This window comes from Bradyrhizobium sp. SZCCHNS3002, assembly GCF_032377435.1.
In the GTDB taxonomy this organism is placed as follows: domain Bacteria; phylum Pseudomonadota; class Alphaproteobacteria; order Rhizobiales; family Xanthobacteraceae; genus Bradyrhizobium.
Genome location: NZ_JAUHHY010000034.1, coordinates 1 through 2,553, shown reverse-complemented (window position 1 = coordinate 2,553; position 2,553 = coordinate 1). Strand labels below are relative to the sequence as shown.

Below are 2,553 nucleotides of genomic sequence, written 5' to 3'. Positions count from 1 at the left end.
GGACTAAACCGCTCGCGCGGTAGGGCACGACGGCCGGCAGCACGGCTGAGAGGATAGCGCAGCGAGGCGTCCTGTCTTGAGATGAGGGGTTCGCAACCTTCACCCAAGACAGGAGCATCCCCATGACCGACGAGGCCATGAGCCCGTTGCGGCGGCGCATGATCGAAGACATGACGATCCGCAAGTTCGCGCCCAAGACCCAACATGACTACGTGCAACGGGTCAAGGACTTCGCAGCCTTCCTCGGACGATCGCCGGATCTGGCCAGCTTCGAGGACGTGCGCCGCTATCAGCTCCATCTGGCATCGCGCGGCGTCGGCGGGCCGACCATCAACCAGACGGTCTCGACCTTGCGGTTCTTCTTCAAGGTCACGCTGCGGCGTCACGAGATCGTCGAGCACACCCACTTCATCCACCAGCCGCGCAAGCTGCCGGTGGTGCTGAGCGTGGAGGAAGTGGCGCGGCTGCTCGATGCGGCACCCGGGCTCAAATACAAGGCGGCGCTCAGCGTGGCCTATGGCGCCGGCCTCCGTGCCAACGAGGTCGTCTCGCTCAAGATCTCCGATATCGACAGCAAGCGCATGATCATCCGCGTCGAGCAGGGCAAGGGCGGCAAGGACCGCAATGTCATGCTGTCGCCGAGCCTGCTCGACCTGCTGCGCGCCTGGTGGAGGGCGGCCCGTCCCCAGGGCTGGCTATTCCCAGGGCGTGACCCGGCGCAGCCGATGACGACGCGCCAGCTCAATCGTGCTTGTCATGCCGCGGCCCAGGTGGCCGAGATTCACAAACGCGTGTCGCTGCATACCTTGAGGCACAGCTTCGCCACCCACCTGCTCGAGCAGAACATCGACGTGCGCGTGATCCAGGTGCTGCTCGGTCATGCCAAGCTCGATACGACCGCGCTCTATACACGGGTCGCCACCAAGACGATCAGCGAGGTCATGAGCCCGCTGGAGCACATCGCGATCAAGCTGAAGGAGACCCGGCCGCCCGGCTGACGCGGGGCCTGCGTGTCTCGTCCGGCTCTGGAGGTTGCGGATATCTTCCGCGACCATGGTCCGGCATGGCGTCAGGCCCATGCCGGCCATGTCAGCTTCAACCAGTTGAAGGTGATGTCGGCGATCGAGAGCTGCCGCACGGCAGCGCTCGGCGGCCATGTCGCGCGCTGCGAGGACTGCGCCTACACGTCCATCGCCTACAACTCCTGCCGCAACCGGCACTGCCCGAAGTGCCAGGGCGCCGCGGCGAAGCAGTGGCTCGCCGATCGCCGAGCCGAGTTGCTGCCGGTGCCGTATTATCACGTCGTGTTCACACTGCCGGCTCGGATCGCCGACATCGCCTACCACAACAGGACCGCCATCTACGATCTGCTGTTCAAGGTCTCGGCCGAGACGATGCTGACGGTCGCCGCCGACCCGAAGCATCTCGGCGCCAGGATCGGCATCACGTCCGTGCTGCACACCTGGGGCTCGGCCATGACCCACCACCCGCATGTGCACATGATCGTGCCGGGCGGCGGCATCTCGCCCGACGGCCAGCGCTGGGTGTCCTGCCGGCCGGGCTTCTTCCTGCCGGTGCGCGTGCTCTCACGCCTGTTCCGGCGGCTATTCCTGGAGCGCCTCGCCGCCCTCCACCAGGCCGGGCGCCTGAGCTTCTTCGGCAACGACGCCCATCTCGCCGGAGCACGATCATTCGCCGCATGGCTTGCAGCGTCGCGCAAGACGGAATGGGTCGTCTATGCCAAGCGTCCGTTCGGCGGCCCTGAAGCCGTGCTCGCCTATCTGTCGCGCTATACCCACCGCGTCGCCATCGCCAACAGACGCCTGATCGCCTTCGACCAGCACGGCGTCACCTTCAGGTGGAAGGACTACCGCGTCGAGGGCCGCGACCGTCAAAAGCGGATGACGCTCGCGACAGACGAGTTCATCCGCCGCTTCCTCATCCACGTGCTGCCAAAGGGCTTCCACCGCATCCGCCACTACGGGCTGCTTGCGCGGGGAACCTGCGCCGACAACGTCGCACGCGCGCGCGAGCTGCTCGCTGTCAAGGATCGCGAGGATGAGCCGACCGAGACCACCGTCGACACGGCCAAGCCGCGCTGTCCATGCTGTGGCGGCCGCATGATCGTCATCGAGGTCTTTGAGCGAGGCGCAACGCCGCGTCACCGATCGACCGCACCAACCAGCGCCATCAGGATCGACACGTCGTGACCGCGCAACCGCCATTCTGCAAAGTTGCTCGCAGTGCCCGCCGCTCATCGATCGGCCACGGCGGAGCGCACGCAGGCTTTCCTCTTTCGTCGCCGATCGGCCGACATTTGATTGCGTTCGACGCAGCCTACCGCTCATTCATCGGCCGCGTCGCCGTCGCGCAGCTCGCTGCACCGGCTCAAACCAAATCGGCCAGCTCGCCTGCAGCGCTCAAATCCCCATAGAGCCCGCCGCACCGGTCCTGCCCACCATGCGCGGTTTCCTCCCTTGGAGGCTTTCGGACGCCGGCCGCCCGAATATGCCGCGCCGTCAATCATGCGGCCGGCATCCGAAACCCTTCACA

2 protein-coding genes are annotated in these 2,553 nt (G+C 66.0%); both read left to right on the top strand.

Annotation, left to right across the window (positions count from 1 at the left end; genetic code table 11):
* The first annotated feature begins 122 nt into the window (after positions 1 to 122).
* Positions 123 to 998, top strand: a complete 876-nt coding sequence (locus QW845_RS34055; protein ID WP_315805877.1) for a site-specific integrase — start codon at positions 123 to 125, stop codon at positions 996 to 998.
* A gap of 12 nt (positions 999 to 1,010) precedes the next feature.
* Positions 1,011 to 2,210, top strand: a complete 1,200-nt coding sequence (locus QW845_RS34050) for an IS91 family transposase (protein WP_315805876.1) — start codon at positions 1,011 to 1,013, stop codon at positions 2,208 to 2,210.
* The last annotated feature ends 343 nt before the right edge of the window (positions 2,211 to 2,553 follow it).

Excerpts from the sequence above, each read along its gene's own strand:
- QW845_RS34055 (WP_315805877.1), top strand. The coding sequence starts at position 123 with ATGACCGACGAGGCCATGAGCCCGTTGCGGCGGCGCATGATCGAAGAC.